Raw genomic sequence first — 26,757 nt, 5'->3', positions numbered from 1 at the left:
GACCAACTGAAACCAGTACCCGCACCAGCCTCATTCCGGGTGATACTGCCCAGGCTGCTGCCGAGGGCGAACCCACCATCTACGTCAGCGGCGACAACGCCTCCCTGCCGCTCGTGCAGCAAATCGCCGACCGCTTCCCCGACATCAGCATCGCCGTGCTGTTCGCAGGTGCTGCCCGTATTTCCACGGTCAATGGCCCTCTCACTTTGACCTCAGCGGATGCCGCAGAAGCCGCCAGAATCTTGGGCGTCGACCATGTGGTTGGCCTCCACACCGAGGGGTGGGAACACTTCACCGAAACCCGTGCCGACCTCGAGGCTGCGTTCGCGGGGACGGGGTTGCTCGTGGAGACGCCGCCAGGGGTTGCTGTCAGGGTGTAGCGCTCGACGCTACACGCTGAGCCCTCAACGCCTAGCGCGCGATGTTGAGTGGGATACCGGCTGGGCCCACGAGTCGAACGCTCGAGCTCCCCGGAACGGGCTGCAAGACCACGTTGCGATCGCTGCCGCGTTCGTCGATGGCAATGGGGCGCCCCGCCACCAAGTCAGCGACGTCATCCGATGTCAGGGTGAGCCCGTATTCCTCAAGCGCCCACGTTTTAACGGCAACGCTGTGCTTTGCGAACGACAGCGCATATCGCTCGTCGAATGACGTTGCTGCGCCGACCACTCCTGTGACGCTGACGAATCCGATGCCGATCGCAAGTGCGGTCACCACGAAGGCGCGCAGACGGTAACCCGACCCGGCAAACCAGATCAGCACGGCAATTACGGCAAACCCCAGCGCAGCGAGCACGCCAATGAAAGGGATGAATGCCCAGCCCTCTGTCGGGCTGTGGAAGACGCCGGGATTGTCCACAGTCGCTCGCTTTCGTCACGCGGCACTGGCCACTTTTAAGCTGAGTAGAAATTCTAACAGCGCCCGTCGACCGCGCCGCACGACAAAGGCCGACCTCCAACGCCCGGAGGGACGCGGATGCCGGCCTTTGCTCACAGCAGAAAAGGCGGCTTAGAAGGTCGCTTCGTCGGGGTTCGTTCCCACACGCTGGTCGCGGTCGATAGCGTCGATAGCTGCCATCTGTTCCGCATCCAGCTCAAAGCCGAAGACATCGAAGTTCTCAGCCATACGCTCACGCGAGTTCGACTTGGGGAACACGATGATGCCGCTCTGCAGGTGCCAACGGATCGCAACTTGAGCAGGCGAAACCTCGTGGGCTGCGGCAGCGGTCTGCAACGCCGGCTCGCTGAACAGGTCGTATTTGCCCTGCCCGAGCGGGCCCCACGCCTCAGTGTGGATGCCGAGCTCAGCGCCGTAGGCGCGAAGGTCGCGTTGCGCGAAGGCGGGGTGCAGCTCGATCTGGTTCACGGCGGGCACGGTCTCGCTGCCCGCGAGAATCTTGTCAAGGTGAGCGCGGTGGAAGTTGCTGACACCGATCGATCGGGTCTTGCCGGCGGCCTTGATCTCTTCCATGGTGAGCCAGGTCTCAAGGTAACGGTCGAGGTCGGGGCGAGGCCAGTGGATGAGGTACAGGTCCACATAGTCAAGGCCCAGCTTCTCGAGGCTGAGATCCATGGCGTCGCGAGCAGAGTCTGTGCCCTGGTCGCTGTTCCACAGCTTCGTCGTGATGAAGAGTTCTTCACGCGGGATGCCCGAGGCCTTGATGGCGTTGCCAACGCCCTGCTCGTTGCCGTAAATCATGGCGGTGTCGAGGTGGCGGTAGCCAACCTCAAGCGCGTCGGTGACGATGCGCTCGGTTTCTGCGGGGTCAACCTTGAAGACACCAAACCCGAGCTGCGGGATGGAATTACCGTCGTTGAGTTCAATCTGGGGAACAGTCATTTCCCCATCTTGCCACTCACGACTGACGATTCCACCCTCGCGGCTCAAGCTCCTAGCGAACGTGCAAACTTGCGCGCAAATTCCTAGCCGATGTGGCGCTCGTCCACGCCCGAATACGCAGCGAGGGGGCGGATGAGCGCGTTCGAAGCAGCCTGCTCCATGATGTGAGCGGTCCAGCCGGTGATTCGCGCGGCGACGAACAGCGGCGTGAACATGTCGGTGTCGAAACCCATGAGGTTATAGGCGGGGCCGCTTGGGTAGTCGAGGTTCGGCTTGATGTTCTTGCGGCTCGTCATGGCCTCTTCGAGAGTTTCGTAGAGCTCCATCATGTCGGGGCGATCGTACTCAGCGATGAGAGTCTCGAGAGCCGCCTTCATGGTCGGCACTCGCGAGTCACCGTTCTTGTACACGCGGTGACCGAAGCCCATGATCTTGCGCTTCTCGGCGAGGGCGGTTTCGAGCCAGGCTTCAGCATTCGCTGCGGTGCCGATCTCGTCGAAGACGTGCATGACGGCCTCGTTCGCTCCGCCGTGCAACTGGCCCTTGAGCGCACCAATTGCTGCCGTGACCGCGCTGTAGAGATCGCTCATCGTGCTGGTGACAACGCGAGCGGTGAAGGTCGACGCATTGAAGGAGTGCTCGGCGTACAGAATCATCGACACATCAAACGCATTTACGACAACGAGGTCAGGAACCTCACCGAAGGTCATGTGCAAGAAGTTGGCCGAATAGCTGAGGTCATCGCGCGGTTCCACGAGTTCCTGGTCACGACGGCGACGCTGGTCGTACGCGATGATCGACGGCAGCTTCGCCAAGAGCGTGAGCGAACGCTGCTGGTTAAGTTCTTCGTCAACCATGCTGGCGGGGTCGGTGAGGGTGTCATCCATGGCACCGATCACGCTGACAGCGCTGCGCACGACATCCATCGGATGCGCGGTGAGCGGCAACTCATCAATCACGCGCTTGGTGTGCGCGTCGAGGTGACGCTGCGCCCGCTCGGAGGCTTGGAACGCCTCGAGCTGCTCGCCGTTCGGCAGTTCGCCGTGCCACAGCAGGTAAGCAACCTCTTCGAACGTGCACTTCTCGGCCAGTTCTTGCACGGGGTAACCGCGGTAGAGCAGCGAGTTGGTTTCGGGGTTGACCTTGGAAATCGCTGTGGTGTCAGCGATGACGCCGGCTAGGCCCTTGCGGATCTCGTTTTCGGGGGTTCCGTTTGAGTCAGTCATGGTGCTCCTCGGTGGTGTCTGTCGAGTCAAGAGTGGTGGAAACTGTGATCTAAAAGTGGTTATCGAGAGTGAAGTTGAACACTGATGAATCGAAAGAGTTGTAGCTTTCGTAATCGAGCAGTTCATACAGGCGAGCCCTCGTCTGCATCTCACCGACAGCAGACTGCTGAGTGCCGTCGGCGTTGATTGCATCGAGAGTGCGCTCTGCAGCACCCATGGCACTACGCAACAGGGTTACGGGATAAATAACAATGTTTACGCCGATATTGCTCAATTGTGTTGTCGTGAAAAGTTCGCTCTTACCAAACTCTGTCATGTTCGCGAGGATCGGAACATCCACGGCCTTGCGCATCGCTTCGAACTCGCCGAGGTCTTTCATCGCCTCGGGGAAGATCGCGTCGGCGCCCGCATCAACGAGCTGCTTGGCGCGGTCCATCGCCGCATCCAAACCATCAACGGCGCGGATGTCGGTGCGAGCCATGATCAACAGGTTCGGGTCGCGGCGCGCGTCGACGGCCGCACGGATGCGCTTGAGGGCAGTATCCGTGTCAACTACCGCTTTGCCGTCGAGGTGTCCGCAGCGCTTGGGGTTGACCTGGTCTTCGATGTGGAGCCCGGAGACCCCCGCATCTTCGAGAGTCTGCACGGTGCGAGCGACGTTCATGGGCTCGCCGAAACCGGTGTCGGCGTCGACGAGCGACGGCAGGTCGGTCATCCGCGAAATCTGCTGCGAACGGCCGGCCACCTCGGTGAGAGTCGTCAGCCCAATGTCGGGCAGGCCCAAGTCGGCGCTGATGACAGCACCCGAAATGTAGACGCCGTCGAAGCCCTTGTCTTGAATAAGGCGAGCGCTCAGCGGGTTGAACGCGCCGGGTACGCGCAGCAGTTCGCCGCTGGCGAGGCGCTCGCGAAACTGAGCGCGCTTGGTGGCAGGGTCGGTCTGGGCATACAGCATTAGAAGATTCCTTTGGCAGTGATGGCGGGGAAGTTGCCGCGGACGGTCAACCCGCCCAGTTCAGCTGGCGAGAGCTCAGGCAAGCGCTGAGCGACGTCCAAGAAGCGCTCGATTTCGTCGCTCGCGAGCACACCATCCGCCAAAATGCGGAACTTGTTAATGTACTGCTCACGGGCAAACGGACGAGCACCGAGCGGATGCGCGTCGGCCACAGCGATCTCTTCGACGATGCGGCTACCGTCGGTCAACTCAATTTCGACACGACCACCGAACGCCTTCTCGGCGGGGTCGATCGAGTGGTAGCGACGCGTCCACTCGGCGTCTTCTGCCGTGGTGACGCGCTTCCAGAGAGCGATCGTGTCCGGGCGGTTGGCACGCTCCGGCGCGTAGCTGTCAACGTGGTGCCACGCCTGATCCTGCAGGGCAACGGTAAAGATATATGGGATGGAGTGGTCGAGTGTTTCGCGGCTCGCGTTGGGGTCGTACTTCTGCGGGTCGTTCGCACCCGAGCCGATCACGTAGTGCGTGTGGTGGCTCGTGTGCAGCACGATGCGGTTGATGTTGGCTTCAACCAGTTCAGGATGCTCGCGCCCAAGCTTGCGGGCGAGGTCGATCCACGCCTGCGCCTGGTACTCGGCCGAGTGCTCCTTCGTGTACGAGTCGAGAATCGCGGTGCGCGGCTCCCCCAGCTCGGGCAGCGGAACTTCGTAGTGCGCGTCAGGACCGTCGAGCATCCACGCAATAACGCCGTCTTCGCCTTCGTAGATCGGGGTGGGGCTGGTCTGGCCGCGCATGGCACGGTCGACTGCTTCGACGGCCATCTTGCCGGCGAAAGCGGGGGCGTGTGCCTTCCAGGTTGAAATCTCGCCCTTGCGTGACTGGCGCGTGGCGGTGGTCGTGTGCAGCGCTTGGCCCACGGCCTGGAAGATGGTTTCGGTGTCGAGCCCGAGGAGGGTTCCGATGCCAGCGGCGGCGCTCGGGCCGAGGTGGGCAACGTGGTCGATCTTGTGCTCGTGCAGGCAGATCGCCTTCACGAGATCGATCTGAATTTCGTAACCGGTGACGATGCCGCGCAGCAGGTCAGCGCCGGTGCGGCCCGTGTGCTGAGCAACCGCCAAGATCGGCGGGATGTTGTCGCCGGGGTGCGAGTAGTCGGCCGCCAAGAAGGTGTCGTGGTAGTCGAGCTCTCGCACGGCAACGCCGTTGGCCCAAGCGGCCCACTCGGGGCTCACGCGCTCGTCGGAACCGAAAACAGTGGCTCCAGGAGTGAACGGGTGGCGCTCCGCTTGCGCGCGAGCCGAAACCACAGGAGCACGGGTGAGGGATGCGGTGGCAACAGCAGCGTTGTCGATCACGCGGTTGATGACCATGTCGGTCACGGCATCCGTGGGCTCAAGCTGCTCGGCCGCGATTTCAGCAATCTTGTGCGCGAGCTGATCTTCGCGAGCAAGATTTTCGTCGCTGCGGTAAACGCGGAGGGCGTGGTCTTTCACAGTGGAGCCTTTCAGTTGGAGGCACGCAGCGGAGATTCTGCGGCCATGGCTAGAGCGCTCGTGAGCGCGTGATGGAGGTGAACATGAGTGGCGTGCGCGGCAAGCTCAGCGTCGCGAGCGACGATGGCGTGCACGATAAGAAGGTGTTCCCGAGCGGCAGCAGCCAGTCGCTCGGGATTGTCTCTGGCGAGACGACGCACGCGCACCAGATGGGTGCGCAGCGAGTTGAGCGCGCCGGTGAGGTAGTCGTTTTCGACAGCGTCATCGACGGCGGCATCGAAACGACGCACGAGATCGAAGTACGCGCTGCGGTCGCTGTCATCGCCGGCCAGCAGGGCGGGCACAGCGTCGAACTCACGTTCAAGATCAGCGAACGTCGTACCGCTGTGATGCTCAGCAGCCAAACGTACGGCCTTCACTTCGAGCGCTTTGCGCACATCGAAGAGTTCGCGGATGTTCTTCACCGACACATCCGTCACCACGAGTCCGCGGCCAGTTTGGGCTGCAACCAGCCCATCCGTCATGAGCCGCGAAAGGGCTTCGCGTAGCGGAGTGCGGGAGACGCCCAGCCGAGCAGCCTGCTCGACCTCACCCAGAATGGTGCCGGGAGCGAGTCGCCATTCGACGATGTCGTCGCGCAGCGCTTGGTAGGCGCGGTCACTGGCTCGAACTGGTGTTGCCATGCGCACCTCCCGAAACCGCGAGCCCAGCGCAGCGACGATAGGCTCCGAAGCGCGAGTTTGTATACAAGAACTTCAGTCTAGGCCCGATTCGGGAGAAATCAAGCCTAATTTCAGGTGAACTGTATACAGATTAGCGCAGCGCTCGCGCCTCAAGGTAAGCGGCGAATGCTTCGCGACTCGTTTTGCGCGGCGTGAAGCCGAAGGTTGACTTGAGAGCGCCATTGTCGAGCACCGGGCGATAGAGCAAAAACTTCACCTGTGCCCTCTTATGCGGCGTGAGTTTCAGAGCATGGCCGAGCGTCAGTGCCACGCTGAAGAGCCACGGCGGAATGATAATCAACCGTTTGCCGAGCGCTGCCGCGATTTCCCGAACCGTCATCTTTCCATCGCCGGCCATGTTGAAGACGCCCGCCGGACCACCACTGGCGGCACGTACCATGGCCTCGACAACGTCATCCACCCAGATGAACACGAAGGGGCTATCGGAGCCCGTGAGCTTCAAAACCCGCTTCCCGTCCCAGAGCGCGGTAATCTGGTTATCGACCGCTGGGCCCAAAATGGTGCCGATGCGGAACACCGTCTGCGTGAGTTGCGGTGCCGATTCGCGCAACTCCGCCAGCATCTCTTCGACCATGCGCTTGTGACGGCTATACGGAAAATCATCGTTGCCCCGTAGCGGTTCACTCTCGGTGATCCACTCCGCGTTCTCGCGGTGATAGCCATAGGCTGCCCCGCTCGACGACACCACTACTCGCGTGACCCCGGCGGCGACACAGGCATCGAGCACCGCCCGTGACCCCTCAACGTCAACCGCGAATTCTTGAGTCACCGTGGTGCTCTTGCCCGGGTTCACAATGGAGGCGAGGTGAACGACCGTGTCGATCTCGTGGCGGCGCAGCAGCTCGGGCAGGTCAGGAGCATCCGTCACGTCAACGCGTTCGTACAGCACCCCCGGCAGCCGTACTCCAGGGTTGGGGGCACGAATATCGGCGCTCACGACACAATCAATGGCATCGGATGCAGCCAACCCGGCTACTACCGAGGTGCCCAAAAACCCGGTGCCACCCGTCACAAGAACTCGACTCATGCGTGTGCCTCCGCTTCGCTCGCGGGCTCACCGGAATTCGGCCCCGCAGTGTCTGAGCGGCCCCGAGCCTTACGACGCCCCCACCATGTGGCGAGCGCGAGCCCGGCGATGATGTCCCAGATACCCCACCATCCCGCAACAACGGCCATTCCGCCTAGTCCCCCAAAGAAGGTGAAGACGAGACCAAGGCCGAGGCCGGCATTGCGAATCCCGACTTCAAAAGTGACCGCTTTGGCTTCGTAGAGAGCGAGGCCACCCAGTCGCGCACTGGCGTACCCGAGACCGAGCGCAACGGCATCGTGCAAGAACACGGCGAGCAGTACGACGCCGACGTAGGCAATAAAGAATGCAAAGTTACCCGCGAGCGCCGCAATGATGAACCCGAGCAGGGCGAGCAAACTGATCCACTTCACTGTGGGTTGAACCTTCTGAGCGAAGGCAGGCCAGCGGTTTTTGATTGCGAAACCGAGCACGAAGGGCAGCCCAATAATCAGCACGATCTCGAGCAACATTTGCCAGCCGTTGAGACTGACGTTTTCAAGAATCGCGGATGCGGTGGGATGCCAGCCGCCCCACAGCGACAGGTTCACCGGCAACATGACAATGTAAATCACGTTGGTGACCGCTGTCATCGATACCGAGAGAGCGACGTTGCCCCGCGCTCGATAGGTGAGCACTTGCGAAATGTTTCCGGGCGGACAGCACGCGACGAGAATCATCCCGAGGGCAATTGACGGCCCAACCTGCAGCAAGAGGGTGAGCCCAAACGTGACGGCGGGCAAGAGTACGAGCTGAGCGACAAGCGAGATCGCAAAGGCGCGTGGGGCCTTCAGCACAGCGCGAAAATCTTCGATGCTCGTGTCGAGGGCGATGCCGAACATGATGAGGCCGAGCACAATACTCAGAGCGATGAGCGAGCCCGGGCTGAAATTCAGAACCGCATCATCGATAGTCATGCCTGTTCCTTAATCTCGCGGGTCTGAGCTTCGCGGGTCTGAGCTTCGCGGGCCTGAGCCTCATGGGCCTTAATCTCACGGGCCTTGCGCGTGAGGGCCTCGCGAGCGTGCTTCACTGCGCGCCGGTAGGCATCTTTGTTGACGTAATACGACATACGTTCCAGCGCCAAATATTTGTAGCCGCCGGTGAGGTCTGGCCACGGCTGCTCGGCCTGCTCTCGAAAGTGAGCCGCGGCGCGGGGGGATTCGTCTTGAGCCGCGAGATAGGCCGCCAGCAGTTCAGCCTGTTCGTAGCGTCCCTGCCAGCCGATGCCACTCGCCTCAATCATGCCCAGGACATAGAGACCGTTGAAGCTCGGCGGAAAAATGTTGAGATACAACTCCGGGGCGAGGGAAGACCAATTGAGATGCTCCCGCCCCACAAAGGGGTACGCGAGGCTGTAACCGGTTGCCAACACGATGAGGTCGTAGTCAGCCTTGCTGCCATCAGTGAAGTGCACGGTGTTGCCGTCGAAACGTTCCGGAGCCGGCACAATTCGAAGGTCGCCTTGGCCAAGATGACCAAGCACGAGAGTATTCACAATTGGATGCGATTCGTAGATCTTGTAGTTTGCGCGCGGGAACCCGAAGTGCACCGGATCCCCGGTGAACGCCTTCAGCACCCGAGTATCGACGAACTGTTTGATTCGTGCCGGCAGCGGACGCCCCTGATTGAGCGTGTCCGCTGGTTTTCCAAACAGGTAGCGCGGCACGAAGTAGTACCCGCGTCGCACGCTTAGATCGATACTGTCGGCACGGTGCACGGCATCCACCGCTATGTCGCAGCCGCTGTTGCCGGCGCCGACGATCAGCACCCGCTTGCCCTCGAAAATACGTGCCTTCTTGTACTCGCTCGAATGAATGATCTGGCCAGCAAATTCGCCATCAAACTGCGGGATGCTGGGGTTCGCCAGCGTGCCATTCGCCAAGATCACCCCATCGAAGCGTTTCGTGCGCGGCACATACCCGCGCGTGACGCTCGTGACATTCCACCCGTCGTCGTCGGTGGGCTCGAGCCGTTCTACCGTCGTGTTGAACAGGTACTTCTGGCCGAGATCGAAGCGATCGCTGTAGGCCCGAAAGTACTTGCGCAGCTCGCGATGGCTCGGATAATCGGCGGTCGACTGCATCGGCCACTCGCGAAACTCAGTCGTGGTACGCGACGAAATGAGGTGCGCAGATTCGTACATCGTGCTGCGAGGGTTGTCGATGTTCCACAGCCCTCCGACGTCGGCAGCAGACTCAAAACCGACGTAGGCGATACCCGCCTTATCGAGCGCGCGGGCAGCAGCAAGTCCCGAAGGACCAGCGCCGATGATGGCGATGGTGCGAGGCATACGTTCCTCCCCGGGTGAACAACGTTATTCAAAGCGTTTCCGCAGCTTACTAGACGGCTTTTGGCGAGTAGACCAATTAGTCGAGGCGTAGTCTTTTTTTGCACGAACCGAACCCAGTGCTAATACTGGGCGTGCAAGATACCCGACGGTGAATACCCGAAACTCGCCGATCTTGCACAAAGGGACCTAACCACCATGCCCAAAAATCCTATGGTTGCGCCTGCCCGGCGTCGCCAGTGGGGTGCTGAATCGCGCCTCGCACCGCTGCCCACCGTTCATCCCGCGCCGAGCGATCGCACCATCGCACTCGCTCGTCTTGCCATTGTCGCCACCGTGGTGTTCTGGCTGACCTACGTGATCTATACGATCCTGCGTCAGTTCATCAACAACGGCACCGAAAGCTTCCGCTTTACAGCTGAAGCGATTTCGTACTTGATCGTGGTGACGTTCTTGACGTTCTCCGCGCTCATGTACCTGATCGCTCGACACGGCGCTTACCAACGCTTCCGAGCGCACGCTCGCGTGCCGCGCGCCGAACTCGATCGGCACTTCGCCGACAACGAGGGCTCCATCACCGTGCTGGTTCCCAGCTACAGCGAAGAGCCGGATGTCGTTCGTGCCACTCTCTGGTCGGCCTGCCTGCAGGAATATCCCAGCTTGCGCGTCGTGCTCCTGCTCGACGATCCTCCGTTCCCCGACGACCCGGATGCCGCGGCTCAGCTGTCGAAGTCACGCCAGATCACTGACGAAATTCAACACGAGCTCGCCGCGCCGCGTGCGCGGTTCGCTGACGCACTCTCGACCTTCGAATCCCGGCTTCGTCAGCAGCGCCCGTTGGGGATCGCCGAGCTCGAGGATCTCGCCGGGCACTACCAGTGGGCCGCTGCCTGGCTTGAGAATAAAGCGAGTAACGAGCAGCGCATCGACCACGTCGACGAATTCTTTGTCACCCAAGTACTTCAGGGTCTCGCGGGCGAACTGAACTTGACCGCCGATGCATTGTCGGCGGCTCTCGCCGAGCGCATGGTGCCGCCCGCTACTCGGCTGCACGAGCTCTACCGTCGCCTCGCGCGCACCTTCGATGCCGAGCTCTCCACCTTTGAGCGCAAGCTCTACGCGTCGGTCTCGCACGAGGCCAACAAGGCGATGAACCTCAACGCCTACATCGGTCTCATGGGTGGCAACTACCACCCCGAAGAAACTCCGGACGGCACTGTGCTTCGGCCCGTCGCCCTCGCCGACGCTAGCGACCTGTCCATTCCCGATTCGGAATACCTCCTCACCCTCGACGCCGACTCTCTCCTTTTGCGTGACTACTGCCTGCGTCTGGTGTACCTCCTCGAGCAAAAAGACAACGCTCGCGTTGCTGTCACGCAAACGCCGTACTCCTCATTCCGAGGCGCGAGCACACGTATCGAGCGGCTCGCGGGGGCAACGACCGACCTGCAGCACATCCTTCATCAGGGCAAGTCGTATTACGGCGCCACCTTCTGGGTGGGAGCCAACGCCGTCATCCGCAAGGCTGCTTTGGATGACATTGTCGAGACCGAGACCGAGGGCGGCTTCACCGTCAAACGGTACGTTCAAGATCGCACGGTTATCGAAGATACCGAATCGAGCATCGACCTGGGCACCCACGGCTGGACGCTCGTGAACTACCCCGAGCGCCTCAGCTACAGCGCCACCCCGCCCGACTTCGGTTCTCTGGTGGTTCAGCGTCGCCGCTGGGCCAACGGTGGCCTGCTGATCATGCCGAAACTCATGCGTCAGCTGCGCGAGCGTCGTGCCCGTGGCGAGACTGTCCCGTGGACCGAGTTCTTCCTGCGCGTGAACTACATGACGTCGATCACCTGGGCCAGCTTCGGCCTCGTGTTCCTGCTCGCCTACCCGTACGACAGCCGCCTCCTGAGCCCGGTCGTACTTCTCGCCGCGGTGCCGTACTTCTTAGCGATGGGAAGTGACCTTCGCTATAGCGGCTACAAGTTCACCGACATCTTCCGCATCTACGGCTTCAACCTCATCCTGCTCCCGGTGAATCTCGCTGGCGTACTCAAGTCCATTGAGCAGGCCATCACAAGTAAAAAGATTCCGTTCGCCCGCACCCCCAAAGTTCGCAATCGCACCGCAACGCCACTGCTCTATGTGATCGCGCCGTTTGTGATCATAGGTTTCTCCGCCTTTACGTTCTGGCGCGACTTCAACGCCGGCAACTGGGGAAACGCTGCCTTCGCGGCTTTCAACACGGTGCTCGCACTTCTGGCCGTGATCTCCTATATCGGACTCTGGAACGCCGTTGTCGACATCTGGTTGGGCATCACTCGTCCACTCTTTGTTGAGCGCAAAGCCAAGACACACAAGGCGGCGCCTGCGCCCGAATCGACCACACTCGATTGGCGCTCCATCCTGTACTACGGAGACGACAGCGGATCGCATCGCAAGGTGCGGGACTCGATCGTTTTCGCCGAAATGCTCCCGCCCATTGACGAAACCAGAGAGGTTCGCTCATGAGTTCTGCTACGCATCGCCTATCCTTCTGGCGCCTTATTGTCGCGCTGATTCTTGCCGTCGGTGTTGCCGCCGGGGGTCTCTTCGGCTACCAAGCATGGGCGTCCACCCAGGCCGCACCGGCGCCCGACCCATGGTTCGCGGCGTACGTCGACGTCACGGCCACGCCCAGCTACGAGTTCGAATCTGCCACCAAGGAGAGCGGCCAAGAGGTCATGCTCTCGTTCATAGTCGCGGCGACCGACGACGCCTGCACTCCCACGTGGGGCACCGCCTACACAATGGATGAAGCGGCGGTCTCGCTCGACCTCGACCGGCGCATCGCCCGACTGCAGCAGCAGGGCGGTGACGTCGGTGTCTCGTTCGGTGGGCTCCTTAACGATGAACTTGCGACCGGATGCACCGATCACAACGCTCTCGTCGCGGCGTACAGTTCCGTGCTCGACCGTTACGCCTCCACCACCATTGATCTCGACATTGAGGGCGAAAACCTCAGCGACACTGCTGCCGGCGAACGTCGCGCGGCGGCTATCGCGAGCCTGCAAGAATCGCGCCGTGCCGCCGGCGATGACCTCGCTGTCTGGCTCACCCTCCCCGCCGCCACCTTCGGTCTCACCGAAGACGGCACAACCGCTGTAGCCCAGATGCTCGATGCCGGTGTCGATATCTCGGGCGTCAACATCATGACGATGAACTTCGGTGAGAGCATGGACGCTGGAGAAACGGGCGGCGACGCATCCATTCGGGCGCTTCAAGAAACGCACCGCCAGCTCGGTGTGCTCTATGACCAGGCCGGCATCGAACTGACAGATGCCACCCTGTGGACGAAGCTTGGCGCGACCCCGATGATCGGCCAGAACGACAACGAAGCCGAAGTCTTCACGATGGACGATGCAACCACTCTCAACGAGTTTGCGCTCGAACAGGGCCTCGGCCGGATGTCCATGTGGTCCCTCAACCGCGATACGACCTGCGGCCCCAACTATGCCGACGTCACCCGAGTCTCTGACTCGTGCAGTGGTGTTGCGCAGGGTGATCTCTTCTTCGCTGACGTTCTCGCCGATGGCTTCGACGGCCACGTCGCAACCTCGGCCAAGACCATCACCACCGAGGAACCTACCGATCCTTCGGACCTCGTGGATGACCCGGCAACGAGCCCGTATGCCATCTGGACTGAAGACGCCACCTATCTTGAGGGCACCAAGATTGTTTGGCACCACAACGTCTATCAAGCGAAATGGTGGACCCGAGGCGACCTTCCCGACAACCCCGTACTGAATTCATGGGAAACCCCGTGGACTCTTGTCGGCCCCGTTTTGGAAGGCGAAACCCCCGTAGAGGTTCCCACCGTACCCGCGGGCACCTACCCTGCCTGGGATGGAACTTCCGTCTACGAAGAGGGTGACCGCATTCTGTTCGACGGAGTTCCGTACGAGTCGAAGTGGTGGAATCAGGGCGACAGCCCGGCCGCGTTCTCGTCGGATCCCGACGGGACGCCGTGGATCCCACTCACCACGGAAGAGATTAGAGCGATCACCGACCCGGATGCCGCAGAACCTGCATCCGCTTTAGCTCCGGCCAGCACCGAACGATAGATGTCTCGTTCAGGGCTTGGTTGGTTACGGGAGGCAGGGCGGCGGGACTCGGGTTCGACGCCGCCCTGCTGCCTCCACTAGCCGTTAGGCGCGAGAGGCTTCCCGTTCCGCTCGGCGGCGACGCTGCTCTTCGGGATCGGGCAGCGGCACGGCAGCGATGAGGCGCTGGGTATACGCCTCTTGGGGGTTGCGCAGCACTTGATCGCGCGTTCCCTGTTCGACAATCTTGCCGCGGTGCATCACAGCGATGCGGTCGGCCAGAATATCGATCACCGCGAGGTCGTGGGTCACAAATAGGCACGCAAAACCCAACTCTTTTTGCAGCTCCTGAAAGAGCTCAAGCACCTTGGCCTGCACCGAAACGTCGAGCGCAGACGTTGGCTCGTCGGCGACGAGCAGCTTGGGGCTGAGCGCGAGCGCCCGAGCGATTCCGACTCGCTGGCGCTGACCACCCGAGAGTTCGTGCGGGTAGCGGTTACGCATGTGCGAGGAAAGCTGCACTCTGTCAAGAAGCAGGCTCACGCGGGCTTCCTCATCTTTGCGACTGAAGCCGCCACCGAGGCGCAGCGGTTCTCCGATGCTCTCGCCGATCGGCATCCGTGGGTTCAAAGATGACCCCGGGTCCTGAAAGACGATGCCGATGTCGCGTCGAACGGCGCGCAGATTGCTCTTATTGATGCCCACCATGTTGGTGCCCACGATGTCGAGCGTGCCCTCCACCGCGGGCAGCAGCCCGACGACGGCACGACCGATGGTGGTTTTACCCGAACCCGACTCCCCCACCAGACCGAGCACTTCGCCCTGCCGAATAGTGAGGTTGATGCCTTCGGCGGCACGAAACGCGGGTACCCGGCCGCGCTTGGGGTATTCCACGGCAACGTTCGACATGGTCAGAACAACTTCGCGGTCATCCTTCGAGGCGGATGCTTCGCCGGCTTCACCGAGGTGAGGCACGGCGGCGAGCAGGGCCTGAGTGTACGGATGCGTGGCACCGGCGAACAGCGAGTCTGCTGTTCCCGTCTCCACAACTTCGCCATCCTTCATGACCATCACGCGGTCCGCGAGGTCAGCAACCACACCCATGTCGTGGGTGATGAGGATGATTGCGCTGTCGAGCTTCGAGCGCAAGTGGTGCAGCAGCTCCAGAATCTCAGCCTGCACGGTCACGTCGAGAGCCGTCGTCGGCTCGTCGGCGATGAGCACCCGAGGGTCACACGAGATCGACTGAGCGATCATGGCGCGCTGGCGCTGCCCTCCCGACAACTGGTGAGGGTAGGAGTCGAATGCCTTCTGCGGGTCAGGAAGTTCCACCATCGTGAGCAGTTCGAGGGCGCGTTTCTTGGCATCCACCCGCAGCATGCCGGCGTTGTGCACTTGAAGCGCCTCAACGATCTGGAAACCGATCGTGTACACAGGGTTGAGCGCTGTCATGGGCTCTTGGAAAATCACAGCAATACCGGCACCGCGCAATTGGCGCAGGCGGTGCAGGGATGCCCCGACGAGCTCTTCACCGGCGAGCTTCACGCTGCCCGAGATGCGTCCATTCTCGGGCAGGAGTCCGAGTAGCCCCATGGCGCTCGTGCTCTTGCCCGACCCCGATTCACCCACGATGGCGAGAACTTCGCCGCCCTGGAGCGTGTAGCTCACGTTCTTGGCGGCAGTCACCCACTCGCCCTCGACCCAGAAGTCGACGCCCAGGTCGGTGACCTCGATTGCGGGAACCTTAGTGGTAGCCCCAGTAGTAGCTGCTTTTGTCATCAGGAGTCTCGCCTTTCACCCTGGATGCGTGGCTGTCGTGGGAACATGGTTCCGTGTCGCCAAACTTCACCCTGCACTCGCGATTCGGGCGCGTACTTTCGATTGTTGTCATTGCTGCGTTCGCAGCGGGACTTCTGGTCACGGCCGGTCAAGGCCGGTGGCTGGATGCTCTGCAGGTCGCGCCCGTCTTCGGACTGCTCGGCCTGCTCACGTGGGCCATGTTCTGGCGCCCGAACGTTCGCGTCACGGCGTCGGGTGTCATCCTGCGCAACGTGCTGCGCACCATCGAGGTCGCGTGGCCCGAGATTCGTCGTATCGACACCAAGTACGCGCTCACTCTGGAGACCCCGCACGGCACTGTCACCGCGTGGGCCGCGCCCGCTCCGGGCCGTCATGCCGTGTTCAGCGCTGTGCGCCAAGACGGTAAGAACCTGCCCGAATCGAGCTACCTCGCGGGCACGGTGCGACCCGGCGATCTCGTGACGTCGGATTCCGGTCAGGCCGCATTCGTCATCCGCTCTCACTGGGAGCAATTGCGGGATGCCGGTCATCTGGATGCCGCCACCAGCGAGTTCACGAAGTTGCGAGTCTCGTGGCACTGGCGCACTATCGCGGCTCTCGTGGCGCTGACTCTGCTCAGCATGCTCACGACGTTCAACTAGCTGCACCGCGGTCACTTGTTCGACGTTCTATCGCCGGGGCGAGCGCCCGGGATGTAGGCCTTGAAGAAGGTGCCAATCTCAGAACCCAGGCTGCGCTGACGCGGCACACGCTTCTGGCGGGGGTCGAACGCATCGCGCAAACCATCACCAATGAAGTTGATGCACAGCGCAATAATCACAATGAACAGACCTGGCCACCAGAACAGCCACGGGCGCGTCTTGAACGCTTCGTTGTATTGGCTAATGATCTGGCCGAGGGAAATATCGGGATCGGTGATGCCGAAGCCGAGGAAGCTCAAAGACGTCTCAAGCAAGATCACGGCGCTCATCAACAGCGTCGCGCTGACCACGATCACGCCGACCGTGTTGGGCAGGATGTGGCGGAAGATGATGCGGAAGTCGCTGGCACCCGCCACCCGCGCTGCGTCCACGAACTCACGCTCGCGCAGGCTCAGGAATTCGGCGCGCACGAGTCGTGCCATGCCGGTCCACGCAATCAGCCCAATCATGACGGCGAGCAAGAACGCGTCGCCACCGATCGTTTGGCCGAGAACGGCACCAAGGATGAGCAGCGGCACGATGATGATCACGTCGGTGATGCGCATGATGACTTGGTCAACCCAGCCGCGGTAGTACCCCGCGAGGGCTCCGAGAACGACGCCGATGACAGTCGAGATGATTCCGACGATGAAGACAACGTTGAGCGACTGCTGCATGCCGCGCATTACACGGGCAAAGACATCCTTACCCGTATTGTCCTGGCCGAAGGGATGCTCACCAAAGGTGAATGGCCACCATGTGAAGGTCGGAGCGCCGCCGGGGAGCATGATGTCGTAGCGCTCCCACCACGTGGATCCCCACCAACCGGGGATGCGGAAACCATCGACGATGAGACGTGTACCGGTGGGGTCTGGTGTGAGCTTTCCGGTGCCACCAATCACGGTGCCCACCGAGGTGAAAGCGAGCAGCACAAGAAAGAGCAGCACGAAGACCGAGACAACGGCACCGCGGTGCTGCAGGAAGCGGCGGCGCACTATCGCGCCCTGGCTAAGACCGACCGTGGCTCGCTGTTCGATGCTGAGCTCTTGGCCCACCGATTGTTCGTCGGTGATCGGGTTCTTATCGGTCATGATCAGCTCACCCGAATTCTGGGGTCAAGGGCCGAGTATAAGAGGTCGGCAATAACGTTGAAGATAACGGCGAGGATGCCCGTGACGAGAAAGAATCCCATCACGAGGTTTACGTCGATGCGGTTGAGCCCCTCGCTGAAGAGCGAACCCATCGCCTGCCAGGCGAAGACTCTTTCTGTGATTACGGCACCACCGATCACCGCCCCGAAGTCGAGCGCGATGATGGTCGCGATCGGGATCATGGCGTTGCGGAAGGCGTGACGCATCACCACGGTGCGTTCGCCGAGGCCCTTGGCGCGCGCCGTGCGCACGTAGTCCTGGTTCATGACGTCGAGCAGACTGGCGCGAGCGTAGCGCGTGTAGGCCGCCAGCGAGATGATCATGAGCGCGATGGTGGGCAGCAGCATGTGGGTCAGCGAGTCGAGCATGTTCAGCCACGTGTCATCCACGCGGCGGATGGCGGGAGTCGAGGCACCGATCGTGGCGATCACACCGTTGCTGAGCGGGATGCGCGCCACGTACTCATCCCAGCGGATGAACATCTGGTCGAGCACGAGCGGGATGATTCCCAAGCCACCGACGATGGCCGTGGTGCGAGCTACGACGGCCTTGCCATCACCACCGACGAAGAAGCCGACGAGGAGGCCGAGCCCCACCATGATGGCGAGGACGAGCAGCACAGTCCACGGGCTGTTGACGTAGTAGAAGAGGAACTGGAACGGCCAGCTCAGGATGACGGTCAGCACCACGATGATTCCGACCGCGAGCAGGGCCCGCCGGTTGTGGAAGCCAGTGGAGGCGAAGAGCACGACCGCGCCCGTAGCCACGGACATCAGCGCGATTCCGACGAAGCCGATCGAGGGGCTTTCAAACCAGCGCGTGACATCGAGAAGGATGAGCAACGCAGCAATACCGCCGCCGACGCTGACGAAGGAGATGACGCGCGTTCGCAGCTCGCCGCCGACGACGGAGGAGGCGATGAAGCCCATCACGAGCCCGATGATGAGTATCGACCACCACGATATGACGGGGTCGCCGAGGAACGAGTTGAACTGAATAGCGCCGAACTCTTTGAGGAGCACCGCGACCCAGAAGATGGGCAGCGAGTAGAAGACAAAGGTGAGGAACGTGACGACGTAGTCGTAACCGCTGTACTGGCGAAGCGCGGTGGTCATTCCGATGGCGACACCGATCACGATCGCGAGAATCGTGGCGGCGAGCACGAGTTGAAGCGTGGAGCCGAGCGCTCCACCAATGGCTTCGATCACGGGCTGCTGGCCGCGGGCGACGGAGATGCCGAGGTCGCACTGGCCGATGAAGCACGCCCCTACTCCTCCGAGCCAGGAGAAGTAGCGCAGCACGGGAGGCTGATCGAGGTTGAGCAGCCCGCTCAAGTACGCAATCTGGTCTTGAGCGCTGGGATCTCGACTGCCTCGAAGATCTCGAAGCGGATCACCGGAATTGGCGGTTAGTACATAGACGATGAATGAAGCCACGAGGAGAACAAGAAGAGTGGCTACAAGGCGTCTGGCGACAAAGGTCAGCACCGGAGATCCTCATTTCGGGGGCGTGCACAACAGAACAAAAACAGTGCCGACGAGCGGCATGACGACGGACTCACAAGTGGGCCGGGCGTGAAGCCCGACCCACTCGTGAGCGCTACCGAGGAGTTACTCGGAGTCGGCCGGTGCCCACTCCCAGAAGTTCCAGAAGTAGGTCGGCGACAGCGGACTCGGGTCCACGTTCGTTACTGAGTTGTTCCAGACGGTGATTCCGGGGAACTGGAAGATGGTGACGCCATAGGCGTCTTCCCACACCAGCTTCTCGACCTCGACCTGGATCTCGGTCTGAACCTCGGGGTCCAGCTCGGTCTCAAGGTCCTTGAGGAGTCCGTCTACCTCGGTGTTGGAGTATCCACCGAAGTTGCTGGGCTGGCCACTACCGAGGTACTGGTCAGAACCGGTGAGCGCGAGGCTCGTTGACTGCCACGCGAAGATGACCGCATCGTGCGGGTTGATCGGCAGTGCTTCCTTGTCGGTGAAGGCCCAAGTCGGCTCGGAGTCGTCAACTACCGTGAAGCCGGCGAGAGCAGCCGACTGCTGGATGAATTCGAACTCCGATGCGCGACGGACGTTGCCCTCGGGGTACCAGAACTTGACCTCAACCGGAGTGGTCACTCCAGCGTCAGCGAGCAGCTTCTTCGCACCGTCGATGTCAACCTCGGCGTAGGCATCCGAACCGTTCGCCTCTACGATCGCTTCATAGCCGGGAGCACCCGGGATCTGAAGAATCGAGTCACGCAGGGTGGCGTTTTCGTTCAGCGGAGTGATCAGCTTGTCGAGGATTTCCTGACGAGGAACAACCTTGAGGAATGCCTGACGAACGGCCTTCGCCTTGTCTTCGTCTCCGCCGTAGGTGGCGGGGTCGAAAGGACCGCCGTTGTTGAACGTGAGGTCGATGTGCTCGTATGTTGCTTCATCCGCGGTGACGTAGTCAGCGTTGCCGAGTCCCTTGACGAGCTCAAGCACGTCAGGAGTCGGCTGGCCTGCAGCAATCTGAACGTCGCCGTTCTCGATGGCCTGAACCTGAGCGGTTGAGTCTTCGATCTGGCGAACGATGATGCGTTCGTACTTGGGCGACGGGCCCCACGTGTAGAGCGGGTTGGCCTTGAGCGCTACGTACTCGTTCTCGACGAGTTCATCGAGAACGTAGGCACCGCTCGAGAGAGCAACGAGGTCGCTCTCGGGGGTGCTCGGCGCCTGGTACTCGTCGTTCCATGCCTTGGCGACCGGGGTGAGCCAGTCAACGTCGTCGTTCTGAACTGCCTCGACGAACATCTCTTTGGCTTCCTCGGGATCCGTGATCTCGGGGTACGCCAGCGACACGACACCGTGAGCGGCAACACCGAGGTCGAACTGGATCTCCCAGTCAACGTAGGCCTTGTCGTACACGATCGTGATGCTCTTGTCGTCGATCTCCGGCAGAGCCGAAGCGAGGTCGCCACGCGGGTTGGCGTGGGTGAAGAGCGGAGCGCCTTCAGCATCCTCAACACCGGCAAAGATGGTGGTCCACGCGAGCAGCAAGTCGGCGGAGTCGATGGGGGTTCCATCAGACCAGGTGACGTTGTCGTTCAAGGTGTACTTGACCGTCAGGGGGTCATCGCTGGTCTTCTCGAAGGTACCGAAGTCGGTGTTACGAACGAGAGCAGGTTCGCTGTTGTAGTACAGGAACGACGAGTTCATCATGTACAAGACAACGGCGTTAGCGGTGTTGTTACCCGCTGCGCTGCTTCCGTTGAAGTTGTCGATCAGGTCATTCCACGCCACCGTGATTTCGGTGTCGGCAATTACTTCTGATTCATACGGCGGAGTACACCCGGTTAGGGCGAGGGCTCCAGCCGCGAGTACAGCTATGGCAGCTGAGACGCGCTTCTTCTTCATCTTTCCTCCAGTAGAAAGGTGGTCGAAGGGACGGCGTAGACCAATCCCATGGCCGCCATTACACCGTATTGCTGAACGTGAGAGCAATAGAAACTGACGATTCGCACAATTCGCAACAAGAACGACACAATCCTGCGTGGATTCCTGTGTCTACCCCACAGCGGGGGTAACGATCGGATGACGGACATTAGCAGTTTTCGCGTTGCGAGAACTTAACATATACACAGGCCCGAAGCCGCGCATCCAACTTAGAATTGAAGTCTGCGAAGCCCACACCGGACGTCACTGTTGCCGCTGGACAACAGAGAAGGAGGGCGCTCATGTCGCCCGAAAATGCCCCGATCACGATCTCGATCGAACGCACCGTCGACCCGGCCCGCATTGCGGAAGCCACCGCCTGGATGCAAACCGGCATTAACCTTGCCACCAGCTATCCCGGCTTTCTCGGCTCGGGTTGGGTGCGCGCTGGCACCAACAGCACCACGTGGCACATGCTGTACCGATTCGCGGATGACGCCGCACTCTTGCACTGGGAGCAATCGCCCGAACGCGCGTGGTGGCTGCAGAGCGGCAGCGGGTTCGTGCACGATCAGCGCACCGAACGCCGCACCGGAATCGAAGGCTGGTTCGATGAGCCAACCGAGGTCACCGTTGAACAGGCGGGCCTCGTTTCGCCCGTGCCCGCCGCTCCCCCGCGCTGGAAGCAAGCCGTGACCATCTGGCTGGGTTTCTTCCCGCTCAACCTTCTTTTCACTCTGCTCGTGACGATGCTGGTTCCCGGCTGGGATGCGCTGCCGATCGTCGTGCGAGTGCTCCTCACGACGCTCTGCCTGACGCCGATCATGACGTACATCTTGCTGCCCGGGGTCACACGGATGCTGCGACGTTGGCTGTCGCCGAGGAGCTGACTGGGCGCGCTAGCCCAGTAGTTTTTTGAGGCTTGCGGTGTAGACCTCGAATGCTGCACGGCCGCGGGCAGTCAGGTTGAGATAGGTGACGGGGCTGCGCCCCTGATGGGCTTTCGTAACCTCGACGTATCCAGCGTCTTCAAGTTTTCGCAGGTGCGTCGAGAGGTTGCCGGGCGTCATCTCGAGCAGCTGCTGCAAGCGCGGGAAAGCGAGGCGATCGCCAGCGGGAAGGGTCGCGAGAGCTGCCGTGATGCGAAGCCGTGCAGAGGCATGGATGACGGGATCGAGTTCATCCATCGTTCTAGGCCATCCGTCGCAGCCGAAAAGCGAAGACGATCGCAGCGATGAGCATGCTGCCACCACCCAGCACTGCCATCACGATATTGTTGGCTGGCGCCCCGAAAAACGGCGACGCTGAGCCCGCGAGCAGCAAGATACTCCCCAGCACCAACTGGCTTTTCTCCTGCCAGAGGGCGGCTCCGAGGAAGTACAGGATTCCGGCCATCAGCGCAAAGGCGGAGGGGAAGTAGAGAGAGGCGAGCTCCTGAGACATACCGTTCTGGATGAGCGCAACGCCGACCGCGACGAACGCGCTGCTCGCTACCGACCACGAGATCCCGTACACCGCCCCGGAGAAAGTCGAGTTGCCCTGAACCCCGCGGCTGATGCGAATTCCCAGCACCGTCGAGATCACGATGGCGCTAGCGATGAGCACCCCGAAAGCGATGCGGGCGGGAATCACAGGGACGGAAAACCACGGGTTACCCCCATCGGCCGCTGACCAGAGCAACACGAAGCCCAGCGCCCACGCGAACCCCCACACGCCCAGCATCCACGGAATGGGTGAGAGCTGCTCGCGCATCATTATGTTCTGCTGATCATCCACCAGCCTCAACATATGTTCCGGGGTCAGCGCGGATTCATCGTCAAGCTCAGCGACGGTGCTAGCAGTGGGATCGTCGTTCGCCATGAGGGCTCCTTTGTTGCGGATGTCGCGCACCGATGCGGTGCCGGATTCGCTATCTACTTTGTAACACAAAGTACTTTGCGAGCGCAACGAAACTCCACCGATTCCATCGCCACAAGGCACAGCGCGTAAGCTGAAGGGCTATGTCTGCCTCCGACGTTCACTCCGCCAGCACTGCATCCTCCGCGCCCGCTGACGTGGTCGTGACGTACCCGCCCGAGCTGCCCGTCAGCCAGCGCAAAGACGACATTCTGGCGGCCATCCGCGACAACCAAGTCGTGATCATCGCGGGAGCGACCGGTAGCGGAAAAACCACCCAGCTGCCCAAGATTTTGCTGGAACTGGGTAAGACATCCATTGGGCACACGCAGCCGCGAAGGATCGCGGCGCGCACCGTAGCGGAGCGCATCGCCGAAGAGCTCGGCACCGAAATGGGTGACCTCGTCGGTTACCAAGTGCGTTTCACCGACCGTGTGGGCAAAAACACGCGCGTGAAACTCATGACCGACGGCATTCTGCTGAACGAGATTCACCGCGATCGCGATCTCAAGAAGTACGACGCGATCATCATCGACGAGGCGCACGAACGCAGCCTTACCGTCGACTTCCTCCTCGGCTACTTGAAGCAACTTCGCGCCCGGCGCCCCGATCTCAGCATCATCATTACGAGTGCCACGATCGATCCCGAAAGCTTCTCGAAGCACTTCGATGGCGCGCCGATTATTGAAGTTTCTGGCCGTACCTTCCCCGTTGAGATTCGGTATCGCCCGCTCGTCGCCGAAGAGCTAGAAGCAGAGGATGCCGAAGAAGAGGCCGCCAACCGCGCCGACCGTGACTATCTTGAAGGCATCAACGACGCCCTCGATGAACTCTCCCGCGAGAGCGACGGTGACGTACTCGTGTTCCTCTCGGGCGAGACCGAGATTCGGGATGCCGAAGAGTCGATCCGCGGGCGCATCAACGCGGGCAAGCTCCCCGAAGGCACTGAGGTGCTCCCCCTCTACGGTCGACTGAGCGCGGCCGAGCAACACCGCGTCTTTGAGTCACGGCGCACTCCCGGCACGCGGCGCCGTATCGTGCTGGCCACCAACGTGGCCGAAACCAGTCTGACTGTGCCCGGCATCCGCTACGTCATTGATGCCGGAACCGCGCGCATCAGCCGGTACAGCACGCGCGCCAAAATTCAACGCCTGCCGATCGAGGCGATCAGCCAGGCCAGCGCCAACCAACGTTCGGGGCGTTCCGGACGAACGAGTGACGGTATCGCCATCCGCCTCTACTCCGAAGAGGATTTCAACGCGCGGCCCGAGTTCATGGAACCCGAGATTCTGCGCACCAACCTCGCGGCGGTCATCCTTCAGATGGTGTCGCTTGGGCTCGGCAACATTGCTGAGTTCCCCTTCTTGCAGCCGCCAGACTCTCGCGGCATCAAAGACGGTCTCGACCTGCTGACCGAGCTGGGTGCCGTGGAGAATACCGCCGGCATCCGCAGCACGAAAACGTCGTCAAGCGCTAACGGCCCGCGCACGGGCGCAAGCGGCAAGGATGCGAAGGATGCCGCCCCGCGCATCACCCGCATCGGCAAGCAACTCACTCAGCTTCCCATCGACCCTCGCCTCGCGCGCATGGTGATCGAATCGAAGCAGCACAGCACCACGCGCGAAGTCATGGCGATCGTCGCGGCGCTCAGCATTCAAGACCCCCGCGAGCGCCCCCTCGACAAGCGCCCGCAAGCCGACCAGCAGCACGCGCGCTTCATCGACCCCACGAGTGACTTTCTCACCCTGCTCAATCTCTGGAACTACCTCGAAGAGAAGCAGAAAGAACTCTCGGGCAACCAATTCCGGCGCATGTGCAAGAACGAGTACCTCAACTATTTGCGCGTGCGCGAATGGCACGACGTCTACCGCCAGTTGAGCCGGATGGCCAAGCCGCTCGGGCTGGTTATTGGCGATGCGCACTCGAACCCCGACGGCATCCACCGCTCGCTGCTGGCTGGTCTGCTCAGCCACATTGGACTCAAGGATGTCGCCAAGCGCGACTACATTGGCGCGCGTCAGACCCGCTTCGTCATCTTCCCCGGCTCGGCCCTCGCCAAGAAACAGCCCAACGCGATCATGAGCGCCGAGCTCGTGGAAACGAGCAGACTCTTCGCCCGCACGAACGCTGCGATCGATCCGGTCTGGGCCGAAAAGCTTGCGGGCGACCTCGTGAAGCGCAGTTATTCCGAGCCGCACTGGGAGAAGAAGCAGGGCGCTGCTGTCGCGTTCGAACGCGTCACGCTCTATGGCGTAACGCTCGCCGCTCGCCGGCGCATCCAGTTCTCTCGCGTTGATTTGCCCGCTGCCCGCGAACTGTTCATTCGCCACGCTCTCGTGGAGGGCGAAGACGATCTCACCAAGCGCGACAAACGTGTGTGGGGCTTCGACGCGTCGAACCGTGCGCTGCGCCGCGATCTGGAACAGCTCGAAGAACGCAGCCGTCGTCGCGACATTCTGCACGACGACGAAACGATCTTTGAGTTCTACGACAAGCGCGTTCCCGCCACCGTCGCCTCCGTTCGCGACTTCGAGGGCTGGTGGAAGAAAGCACGTCACGACTCCCCCGACCTGCTGACGCTCACCACCAACGACCTGCTTGAGAATGCGGATGACGCTGAAGTCGACGAGACTGCCTTCCCGACCACGTGGGTGCGCGGCGATCAAACGCTGAGCCTCAGCTATCGCTTCGAACCCGGAACCGACGACGACGGCGTTACCGTCGCCGTGCCGCTCCCGCTATTGGCCGGCTTGCGCCCCGAAGGCTTCGACTGGCAAGTGCCTGGACTGCGCGAAGAACTCGTGACCGCGCTGATCAAGTCGCTACCGAAGCCGATCCGCCGCAACGTCGTACCCGCCGCCGACTGGGCTCGCCGCCTGCTCGAAAATGTGCCGGCCGATCCCGCCACCGCGGCCCTAGACGAGGGCCCCGGCCTGGCCGACTATCTGGCCAAAGAAATCGCGCGCCTGACCTATGTAAAGGTTGCGGCATCCGACTTCGATCTCGACCGCGTGCCCCCGCATCTCAAAGTCACCTTCGCGGTGATCGACGAGCGCGGTAAGAAAGTCGGCGCGAATAAGTCGCTGCGCAGCCTGCAGGCCAGCCTGAAGCCTGTTGCCCGTGAGAGCGTGGCGCGGGCCGTTGAAGGCGCCAGTCGCGGATCGATTGAACGCCCGACTGAGACTCTCGAACGTTCCGGCATCACCGCGTGGGATTTCGGCGCGCTCGATCGCTCTCGCGATACCAAGCACGGCGGCAACACAATTCGGGCCTACCCCGCGCTCGTGGATGCCGGCGACTCGGTCTCGATTCGCCTCATGTCCACTCCCTATGACCAGGGCATCGCCCATCAGAGCGGGGTTCGTCGTTTGTTGTTACTAGCGATCCCCTCGCCGCTCGGGTACATCAACGAACATCTCACGGGCAACGAAAAGCTCGTGCTAGCGCAGAGCCCGTACCGCTCGACGAACGCCCTCTTCGACGACTGCCTGCGCGCCTGTGTCGACTCCGTAATAGGCGATCGCGAGGTGTTCGAACAGGCCGAGTTCGAGGCGCTGCGTAACGAAATTTCGGCAGGCTTGGTCGACTCACTCTTCACGACGGTCTCCCTCGTGGCATCCATAGTGTCGGGAGTTCGACTGGCCGATAAAGCCATTCGTGCCGCGACCAGCATGCATCTGATTGCACCCCTCGGCGATGCGCGCGAACAGCTTGATGCACTCGTGTTCCCCGGCTTCGTTTCGGCGACAGGACTCACTCAACTGCGCCGGCTGCCGGTGTATCTCAAGGGCATCGAGCACCGCGTCACGAAGCTCACCGAGAACCCTGGCCGCGACCGAGGGTGGATGTCCGAAGTCGAGTTGGCGACCCGTCGCTACAAGGACGCGGGCGGCACGCTGCCGCTGGAACAGCATCCCGAACCGCAGATTGCCCGCGCCCGGTGGATGCTCGAAGAACTGCGATTGAGTCTCTTCGCTCAGCACCTCGGAACAGCCGAATCCGTGAGCCTGCAACGCATCGCGAAGGTGCTCGCTTCCTGAAGCCGTATTTTCAGCCTCAGGAGGCTCCCACCGGCTACTCTTGAGGCTGCGAGTGGCGCGAAATCGTAGCCTCTCTTCTGAAAGAAAGCAGCTCACGC

At 61.6% G+C, this 26,757-nt stretch carries 21 protein-coding genes; 6 read left to right on the top strand and 15 right to left on the bottom strand.

Annotated features, from left to right (window positions below; all coding sequences use genetic code 11):
- Window positions 1-380 (top strand): MBL fold metallo-hydrolase (locus tag I6E58_RS11405; protein ID WP_374189194.1); only part of this gene is annotated, 380 nt, incomplete at its 5' end.
- Window positions 381-411: 31 nt separating this feature from the next.
- Here the strand turns inward: I6E58_RS11405 and I6E58_RS11400 are convergent.
- The 9 genes from I6E58_RS11400 to I6E58_RS11360 all read right to left on the bottom strand — a co-directional run bounded on the left by I6E58_RS11400 (window position 412) and on the right by I6E58_RS11360 (window position 9,615).
- A complete protein-coding gene (locus tag I6E58_RS11400) occupies window positions 412-858 on the bottom strand; it encodes a hypothetical protein (protein ID WP_197133727.1) in 447 nt (148 codons plus the stop codon).
- A gap of 150 nt (window positions 859-1,008) precedes the next feature.
- Window positions 1,009-1,839, bottom strand: coding sequence for an aldo/keto reductase (locus I6E58_RS11395; RefSeq protein ID WP_197133724.1), 831 nt, complete (start codon window positions 1,837-1,839; stop codon window positions 1,009-1,011).
- Window positions 1,840-1,922: 83 nt separating this feature from the next.
- Entirely contained in the window at window positions 1,923-3,065 is a 1,143-nt protein-coding gene (locus I6E58_RS11390) for a bifunctional 2-methylcitrate synthase/citrate synthase (protein WP_197133720.1), read from the bottom strand.
- Window positions 3,066-3,114: 49 nt separating this feature from the next.
- Window positions 3,115-4,020: a methylisocitrate lyase gene (gene prpB / locus I6E58_RS11385; RefSeq protein ID WP_197133717.1), complete on the bottom strand. Its 906-nt coding sequence runs from the start codon at window positions 4,018-4,020 to the stop codon at window positions 3,115-3,117.
- Window positions 4,020-5,513: an MmgE/PrpD family protein gene (locus I6E58_RS11380; protein WP_197133714.1), complete on the bottom strand. Its 1,494-nt coding sequence runs from the start codon at window positions 5,511-5,513 to the stop codon at window positions 4,020-4,022. Before I6E58_RS11380 ends, prpB begins: the two co-directional genes overlap by 1 nt.
- Window positions 5,514-5,524: 11 nt before the next feature.
- Window positions 5,525-6,196, bottom strand: a complete 672-nt coding sequence (locus tag I6E58_RS11375) for a GntR family transcriptional regulator (protein WP_197133711.1) — start codon at window positions 6,194-6,196, stop codon at window positions 5,525-5,527.
- 130 nt (window positions 6,197-6,326) lie between these two features.
- Window positions 6,327-7,283, bottom strand: a complete 957-nt coding sequence (locus I6E58_RS11370) for an SDR family oxidoreductase (RefSeq protein WP_197133708.1) — start codon at window positions 7,281-7,283, stop codon at window positions 6,327-6,329.
- Complete coding sequence (locus tag I6E58_RS11365) at window positions 7,280-8,239, bottom strand: bile acid:sodium symporter family protein (RefSeq protein ID WP_197133705.1); 960 nt, start codon at window positions 8,237-8,239, stop codon at window positions 7,280-7,282. Before I6E58_RS11365 ends, I6E58_RS11370 begins: the two co-directional genes overlap by 4 nt.
- Window positions 8,236-9,615 carry an NAD(P)/FAD-dependent oxidoreductase gene (locus I6E58_RS11360; protein WP_197133702.1) on the bottom strand — a complete coding sequence of 460 codons (1,380 nt, stop codon included), beginning with the start codon at window positions 9,613-9,615 and terminating at the stop codon, window positions 8,236-8,238. Before I6E58_RS11360 ends, I6E58_RS11365 begins: the two co-directional genes overlap by 4 nt.
- Before the next feature lie 195 nt (window positions 9,616-9,810).
- Between I6E58_RS11360 and I6E58_RS11355 the strand changes: the two genes are divergently transcribed.
- Together I6E58_RS11355 and I6E58_RS11350 are read left to right on the top strand one after the other, a co-directional pair.
- Complete coding sequence (locus I6E58_RS11355; RefSeq protein ID WP_197133699.1) at window positions 9,811-12,123, top strand: glycosyltransferase family 2 protein; 2,313 nt, start codon at window positions 9,811-9,813, stop codon at window positions 12,121-12,123.
- Entirely contained in the window at window positions 12,120-13,715 is a 1,596-nt protein-coding gene (locus tag I6E58_RS11350) for a chitinase (protein WP_197133696.1), read from the top strand. Before I6E58_RS11355 ends, I6E58_RS11350 begins: the two co-directional genes overlap by 4 nt.
- A gap of 84 nt (window positions 13,716-13,799) precedes the next feature.
- Here the strand turns inward: I6E58_RS11350 and I6E58_RS11345 are convergent, their stop codons facing one another.
- Window positions 13,800-15,473 (bottom strand): ABC transporter ATP-binding protein, encoded by a 1,674-nt coding sequence (locus I6E58_RS11345; protein ID WP_129073184.1) that lies wholly within the window; start codon window positions 15,471-15,473, stop codon window positions 13,800-13,802.
- Between I6E58_RS11345 and I6E58_RS11340 the strand changes: the two genes are divergently transcribed.
- The gene (locus tag I6E58_RS11340; RefSeq protein ID WP_197133693.1) at window positions 15,467-16,135 is read left to right on the top strand and encodes a PH domain-containing protein; all 669 of its coding nucleotides are present in this window, start codon (window positions 15,467-15,469) and stop codon (window positions 16,133-16,135) included. The two genes, I6E58_RS11345 and I6E58_RS11340, sit on opposite strands and share 7 nt — an antisense overlap.
- 11 nt (window positions 16,136-16,146) lie before the next feature.
- Here I6E58_RS11340 and I6E58_RS11335 read toward each other — a convergent pair whose 3' ends face one another.
- The 3 genes from I6E58_RS11335 to I6E58_RS11325 form a co-directional block, all read right to left on the bottom strand.
- Window positions 16,147-17,265 (bottom strand): ABC transporter permease, encoded by a 1,119-nt coding sequence (locus I6E58_RS11335; protein WP_197133690.1) that lies wholly within the window; start codon window positions 17,263-17,265, stop codon window positions 16,147-16,149.
- A 2-nt stretch (window positions 17,266-17,267) separates the two neighbouring features.
- Window positions 17,268-18,812 carry an ABC transporter permease gene (locus I6E58_RS11330; protein WP_197133687.1) on the bottom strand — a complete coding sequence of 515 codons (1,545 nt, stop codon included), beginning with the start codon at window positions 18,810-18,812 and terminating at the stop codon, window positions 17,268-17,270.
- Window positions 18,813-18,935: 123 nt separating this feature from the next.
- Window positions 18,936-20,705, bottom strand: coding sequence for an ABC transporter family substrate-binding protein (locus I6E58_RS11325; RefSeq protein WP_197133685.1), 1,770 nt, complete (start codon window positions 20,703-20,705; stop codon window positions 18,936-18,938).
- 320 nt (window positions 20,706-21,025) lie between these two features.
- Here I6E58_RS11325 and I6E58_RS11320 point away from each other — a divergent pair, with 320 nt between their 5' ends.
- Window positions 21,026-21,613 (top strand): antibiotic biosynthesis monooxygenase, encoded by a 588-nt coding sequence (locus tag I6E58_RS11320; RefSeq protein ID WP_197133683.1) that lies wholly within the window; start codon window positions 21,026-21,028, stop codon window positions 21,611-21,613.
- A gap of 9 nt (window positions 21,614-21,622) precedes the next feature.
- Here the strand turns inward: I6E58_RS11320 and I6E58_RS11315 are convergent, their stop codons facing one another.
- Together I6E58_RS11315 and I6E58_RS11310 are read right to left on the bottom strand one after the other, a co-directional pair.
- The gene (locus I6E58_RS11315; protein WP_197133681.1) at window positions 21,623-21,910 is read right to left on the bottom strand and encodes a transcriptional regulator; all 288 of its coding nucleotides are present in this window, start codon (window positions 21,908-21,910) and stop codon (window positions 21,623-21,625) included.
- Between the two features lie 4 nt (window positions 21,911-21,914).
- On the bottom strand, window positions 21,915-22,583 hold the full coding sequence (locus tag I6E58_RS11310; protein ID WP_197133679.1) for a hypothetical protein: 669 nt from the start codon (window positions 22,581-22,583) through the stop codon (window positions 21,915-21,917).
- Window positions 22,584-22,723: 140 nt separating this feature from the next.
- On the opposite strand from I6E58_RS11310, the gene hrpA reads away from it, so the two are divergent.
- Complete coding sequence (gene hrpA / locus I6E58_RS11305) at window positions 22,724-26,659, top strand: ATP-dependent RNA helicase HrpA (protein WP_197133677.1); 3,936 nt, start codon at window positions 22,724-22,726, stop codon at window positions 26,657-26,659.
- Window positions 26,660-26,757: the final 98 nt, after the last annotated feature.

The organism is Salinibacterium sp. SWN1162 (genome assembly GCF_015864675.1).
In the GTDB taxonomy this organism is placed as follows: Bacteria; Actinomycetota; Actinomycetes; order Actinomycetales; family Microbacteriaceae; genus Rhodoglobus.
The sequence above is the reverse complement of the archived record's forward strand: the minus strand, read 5'-3'. Positions and strand labels throughout refer to the sequence as shown.

Excerpts from the sequence above, each read along its gene's own strand:
- I6E58_RS11375 (WP_197133711.1), bottom strand. The coding sequence starts at position 6,196 with ATGGCAACACCAGTTCGAGCCAGTGACCGCGCCTACCAAGCGCTGCGC.
- I6E58_RS11350 (WP_197133696.1), top strand. The coding sequence starts at position 12,120 with ATGAGTTCTGCTACGCATCGCCTATCCTTCTGGCGCCTTATTGTCGCG.
- I6E58_RS11395 (WP_197133724.1), bottom strand. The coding sequence starts at position 1,839 with ATGACTGTTCCCCAGATTGAACTCAACGACGGTAATTCCATCCCGCAG.
- I6E58_RS11345 (WP_129073184.1), bottom strand. The coding sequence starts at position 15,473 with ATGACAAAAGCAGCTACTACTGGGGCTACCACTAAGGTTCCCGCAATC.
- I6E58_RS11390 (WP_197133720.1), bottom strand. The coding sequence starts at position 3,065 with ATGACTGACTCAAACGGAACCCCCGAAAACGAGATCCGCAAGGGCCTA.
- prpB (WP_197133717.1), bottom strand. The coding sequence starts at position 4,020 with ATGCTGTATGCCCAGACCGACCCTGCCACCAAGCGCGCTCAGTTTCGC.
- I6E58_RS11335 (WP_197133690.1), bottom strand. The coding sequence starts at position 17,265 with ATGACCGATAAGAACCCGATCACCGACGAACAATCGGTGGGCCAAGAG.
- I6E58_RS11320 (WP_197133683.1), top strand. The coding sequence starts at position 21,026 with ATGTCGCCCGAAAATGCCCCGATCACGATCTCGATCGAACGCACCGTC.
- I6E58_RS11355 (WP_197133699.1), top strand. The coding sequence starts at position 9,811 with ATGCCCAAAAATCCTATGGTTGCGCCTGCCCGGCGTCGCCAGTGGGGT.
- I6E58_RS11360 (WP_197133702.1), bottom strand. The coding sequence starts at position 9,615 with ATGCCTCGCACCATCGCCATCATCGGCGCTGGTCCTTCGGGACTTGCT.
- hrpA (WP_197133677.1), top strand. The coding sequence starts at position 22,724 with ATGTCTGCCTCCGACGTTCACTCCGCCAGCACTGCATCCTCCGCGCCC.
- I6E58_RS11310 (WP_197133679.1), bottom strand. The coding sequence starts at position 22,583 with ATGGCGAACGACGATCCCACTGCTAGCACCGTCGCTGAGCTTGACGAT.
- I6E58_RS11365 (WP_197133705.1), bottom strand. The coding sequence starts at position 8,239 with ATGACTATCGATGATGCGGTTCTGAATTTCAGCCCGGGCTCGCTCATC.
- I6E58_RS11370 (WP_197133708.1), bottom strand. The coding sequence starts at position 7,283 with ATGAGTCGAGTTCTTGTGACGGGTGGCACCGGGTTTTTGGGCACCTCG.
- I6E58_RS11325 (WP_197133685.1), bottom strand. The coding sequence starts at position 20,705 with ATGAAGAAGAAGCGCGTCTCAGCTGCCATAGCTGTACTCGCGGCTGGA.
- I6E58_RS11315 (WP_197133681.1), bottom strand. The coding sequence starts at position 21,910 with ATGGATGAACTCGATCCCGTCATCCATGCCTCTGCACGGCTTCGCATC.